The organism is Mesotoga sp. HF07.pep.5.2.highcov, assembly GCF_003666285.1.
Lineage (GTDB): Bacteria > Thermotogota > Thermotogae > Petrotogales > Kosmotogaceae > Mesotoga > Mesotoga prima.
In genome coordinates this window covers 1-4,733 of the sequence record NZ_JFHJ01000620.1, presented here as the reverse complement: position 1 = coordinate 4,733, position 4,733 = coordinate 1, and the positions used below count along the sequence as shown (strand labels likewise).

At 44.5% G+C, this 4,733-nt stretch carries 4 protein-coding genes; 3 read left to right on the top strand and 1 reads right to left on the bottom strand.

What is annotated here, in order from left to right:
- A partial coding sequence (locus BG32_RS13355) for an alanine--glyoxylate aminotransferase family protein (protein ID WP_259459744.1) occupies positions 1 to 864 on the bottom strand: 864 nt, incomplete at its 3' end.
- A gap of 355 nt (positions 865 to 1,219) precedes the next feature.
- On the opposite strand from BG32_RS13355, the gene BG32_RS13350 reads away from it, so the two are divergent.
- From BG32_RS13350 to BG32_RS15660, 3 genes are all read left to right on the top strand, one after another.
- Positions 1,220 to 2,143, top strand: coding sequence for an NHL repeat-containing protein (locus BG32_RS13350; protein ID WP_121526970.1), 924 nt, complete (start codon positions 1,220 to 1,222; stop codon positions 2,141 to 2,143).
- 63 nt (positions 2,144 to 2,206) lie between these two features.
- Positions 2,207 to 3,193 carry a hypothetical protein gene (locus tag BG32_RS13345; RefSeq protein WP_121510764.1) on the top strand — a complete coding sequence of 329 codons (987 nt, stop codon included), beginning with the start codon at positions 2,207 to 2,209 and terminating at the stop codon, positions 3,191 to 3,193.
- Between the two features lie 971 nt (positions 3,194 to 4,164).
- Positions 4,165 to 4,338 (top strand): hypothetical protein, encoded by a 174-nt coding sequence (locus BG32_RS15660; RefSeq protein ID WP_183084344.1) that lies wholly within the window; start codon positions 4,165 to 4,167, stop codon positions 4,336 to 4,338.
- Positions 4,339 to 4,733 lie beyond the last annotated feature (395 nt).

Below are 4,733 nucleotides of genomic sequence, written 5' to 3'. Positions count from 1 at the left end.
ATTTCCCGGCCTCTTGGAGAAAAGCTCCAACCCCATGGCTTTTATGGCTTCTCTCGTTGCCTTTCCCATTAGTTCGTGTCTCGCCCACACGTTTTCCATTCCTTCTTCGAGAAGCATTTTTACGGCAAGACTCTGCTGATAGATCAGGTTAACAGCTGGCGTCCATGGAATAGGATCCTTCAAGTATTTCTTCAGGTTGAAGTAAAAACTGGTAGAACTAACGTTCTTGGACTTTTCGATAGCCTCTTTACTGAACGATATGAAAGCCAGTCCAGGAGGTAGCATAAAACCCTTCTGAGAGCCAGATACAACTATATCAAGCCCCCAGTCATCGGTAAGCAAACGTTCGGCAACTAAACCACTAATGCCGTCTACTGCGATGAGTTTGCCCGCTTTCTTCACAACTTTACTTATGCCTTCGATATCCATTACTGTTCCAGTAGATGTCTCGCTAAGGGTTGTAAGAACAGCAACTGCATCGGGGTTTTCATCCAGGGCTCTTTCAACCATTTCCGGGGTGTAGAAGTCTCCATAATCTCTTTCAACCAAGACTATCTCCGCACCGAAAGTCTTCGCAAGTTCAACCCATCTCTCGCCAAACTTTCCAACGCTACAGACTATTAACTTCTCTCCGGGATTGACTATGTTTGCAACGGCCATTTCCATCGCTCCCGTACCGGAAGAAGCAAGGATAAAGAGATCGTTTTGTGTCCTGAAAACCTCCTTCGTCCCGTTTACCGCGTCTTCAAAGATCTTCTTGAACTGCGGAGTTCTGTGATGAATCGTATCCTTTGCACCCTCAAGCAGAACGTCGATAGGAACAGGCGTCGGGCCTGGAGCAAGTAAATAGTTCTTCTTGATCATCTTTGCCAATTGGGCCACCTCCAATCCAATCTGGTTTGTAATGGGTTTTTATACTCAACGCTACAACATAAAATTGACCACAAAAGATTGCTTATGAGGGGAACTGTGGCTCATCTATAGTTTAGAGCACTGCTGCCTCCCTGACAACGCCCTGTATTCTCAAATTAAGTCTTTAATTGCTCTTAAAAGCATTCCATCACTTTTTTGCTTGGTTTTGCTCCTCTATCAATCTTGTGATGCAATCTGCCACACTCCACGGACATTTCCTGAAACGACTGTATAAGAACGAGAAATTTCTGGCACTTCGAGTGTTAATATCAGACAAGCAAATAAAAAGCTTGAAGGGGTGAAGTCTTTGAAGAATTTTGTCCTTTTGCTTTTGGCACTTCTTGTTTCCGTTCCATCGTTTTGTTCTTCTGTAGTTTTCGAAAAGTCTTGGGGAGTTCAGGGAACTAAGAATGGTCAATTCAGCGATCCGCAAGGGATTTTCGTTGACGGAAAGGATTTAGTCTACGTTGCTGACACTTTGAACCACAGAATTCAGGTATTCGACAAAAACGGTAAACACAAAACCTCATTTGGTAGCTATGGCAGCGAAAACGGAGAGTTTCTCTTTCCCCACGATATAGTGGTGGATTCAAAGGGCTTCATCTACGTTGCAGATTCTCAGAATGGAAGAGTACAGAAGTTTTCAAGCAAGAACAAGTTTGTCAAAGCGTGGGGAAGCAAAGGACCGGAACCAGGTCAGTTTGATGGACCGATGTATCTTGCAATCGACAAATCTGACCGCATATATGTTGGTGATGCCTTCAATCAAAGAGTTCAGGTATTCGACAATGAAGGAACACTTATACTTACTGTGGGAGCAAAAGTCGGGATGTTTGATGCAATGAATCCCGGGAATCTTGCAACAGTATCTGGTCTCAGTGTTGACAACAATGGATACGTATACATCTCGGACGATATAGTGAGAAGAATTCAGAAGTATGATCCCGAGGGAAACTTTGTTGCTGAATGGGGCTCCGGTTATAGCGGAAAATGGGGGCAACCCGGAGGGTCAACAATCGATAGCTCTGGTAATCTTCACTACATAAATAAAATGAATAATATGGTTGTTGTTCTTGACCCGAAGGGCAGCTTCCTTTTCGAGTGGGGAGGTTCAGGAACGGCGAGCGGTTTGTTTACGAGACCGATTGACCTCTATTTCAGTTATGATGGCTCAGTGTTTGTGCTTGAGCAATCGGGCAACAGGATCCAGAGGTTCGGCATTTCTTACTGACACAAGATTGGATTGAAACAGATTCAAAGTGAAAAAAGGGAGAGATTAAAGGAGGTTGTTTTCATGAAAAAGTTGACTATTCTGTTGTTATTGGTATTGTCGGTTTCAAGTATTGCTCTTGCGCAACGGCTATTGCCTCAGGACAGTGCAAGGTTCATAAGCATTGTCACAGAGGGAACTTTCAATAACTTTCCAGACAATTTGATCGGTGAATCATTTGAAGCGTTCTTTGAAATGCCCAGGTGGAAATATTCTAAAGAGGGAACCGAAAACATTGTCGAGTTCAGCGGCAATTATCTTGATGAAAATGGTGAAGCGGCAACAGTGAAGATGCGCTTCTTAGTCAAGGAGGAAGATTCAACCTTCATAATGAATTACTGGGAGATCAACGGTGTTCCTCAGGACAACAGTAATCAGTTTGCGTTCCTGGAAAAGATCTTCCTGCCTGAGCGGGCAGACGTCGCAATCTCAGTAGTTAAGGAAGGCTATTTTTACGATTATCCCGACAAGATAATCGGCGAGTCTTTCAGCACCTATTTCTCAGATGGGAGCTGGGATTACTTCGTTACCGCCGACAATCAGGATGTCGTTGAGTACATTGGCTTTCTTTACGAGGAAGATGAAACTATAGAAACGGTTTTCCAATTCACTGTGAACTTGGATGAACGCACTTTCGAAATTGCGTATCTGGGAATAGACGATGTCTCCCAGGACGATGAAGCTATCGACACGCTGCTTGCTTCGATACTGGACTCCAAGATCACCGAAGTCAAAAACTCCTATTTCGATGTTTACTACAACTGGATGACCCTGGGCGAGGCATTCGATGGCTTCTTCTACGAACCACACTGGGACTTTTTCGTTTCAACTGACGATCTCAATATAGTTGAATTCTACGGAACATTTGACCTAGGAGGGATTCCCGCCGAAGTATATGCTCAATTTGAAGTTTATGAAGACGGTACCTTCGACCTTTACTACTGGGAGATAGACGAGCAATACGAAACTATAAACGCGTTTTATCTACTTCTAGAACTTATCTACTACTGATAAACAACCCAGAGGGCCCACAAGGGCCCTCTGTTTTTTTGTGTAAGTTTTGAGGTAAGGCAGTATCGATTGATCCAGGTTGTATGCGCTTTCCTTTGCAAACACCATTTCCTTCAATCTGCAGAACTTCCAAAAATCATGAAAACTTCCGAGAGGTTCAGGCGAGAATTTCGTTTACGGAAGCGATCTACGGATCCGTCAAGGTGAGAAGGAGGTTTATTTGAGAAGGATAGATTTGTTCTTACGTTGATACTGCCGGTGCTGTGATTTCCGGAATATCGTTTTTTGGGAGATCCACGGATATTTTTCGCAAAGATCTTGACCTTTCTACATTTTCTGAGATCAGCCCAGTATTCACTTCTACAGCCCTATCGAGATTCAACGTCAAGTCAAACCGCTCATGTTGCAATTCGTGGTTCATTTTTCGATTTACAGCCGTTGAGGCTTTGGTCTACCGGCAACCACATGGCTCTTTATTCTTCGGTGCAGGCGTTTACTTGCGAGCTGAAATTACTTCCCCACGCAAGGAATCTAAGACAGAAAATCTCGAGTCGATCGGCCTACTCGTAGTAACTCTCGATGAACTCCGGACTTATGATGGAAAAGAATAAAAAGAAAAGTTACGTTGCAGTCGATGGAAAGGTCTATGACTTTTCCCGACTAAACAGGCGGCAGAACGACTCTCGCCAGGCCGGGATGCATCTCGCTGGGAGGGAGCTGACATCCGAGTAATGCAAAGGCTCTCCGCGAAGTGTTCGCGAAATTCCGGGCGTTGAACCGATAGCAATAGTGGAACAATAGTTGACGGGCTTGAAGATAGAAAAGTCATGATGGCGAAAAAGCATATGTTGCAGTAGAAGGGGAGGTTTACCACGTGATCGAGCTTGTTCTTTGGAGAAACGGTTATCATCAGGGTCAACCCCATGGTGCCGGACGAGAACTGACTAGAGATATTCTCGCAGACTCTCCACATGGAACCGCCGAACTCGGGAAAATATTTGGTAGGCCTGCTTGTCTTCACTCGGGAGCAGCTCTCAAGATTCAACGGCATTGAAGAACCCAGGCGGCTGGCCTCTCACAACGGCGCAATATTCGATGTTACAGATCTAGAATCCTGGGGAATGGATTCCGGGGTAGAGATGTGATGAAAACTTTGCAGCTTCTGAAATAGAATTGCTAGAAACGCCGGTCAAAATTGGCTGCCCTGTCATTGATGAATAGGACCCATGAGAAGGGGTTCTATCTGAATCATCCTGTGTTTCGATCTTAAATGCTGGTTTGCTTTTCGCGCAATTGTCGGATGAAAGGCAAATACTGTGCTGATTTGGGTATACGCAGACCAAGAATTCGCGAGAAACAGTTCTTCAATAATAAGCTGGGTTCAGAAGTATCACTTCTTCCTGTAGTGGCCATGTCAGATTTGGGCCGCTCGAATTTACTTTCCAAAACATGAAGGAACTCATCCATTGTTCTTAGATAAGCCAGTTTGGAGTCTCCTGACCTCGTACTCATTAAGAGTGTAGTCCTTCCCACCGACTTC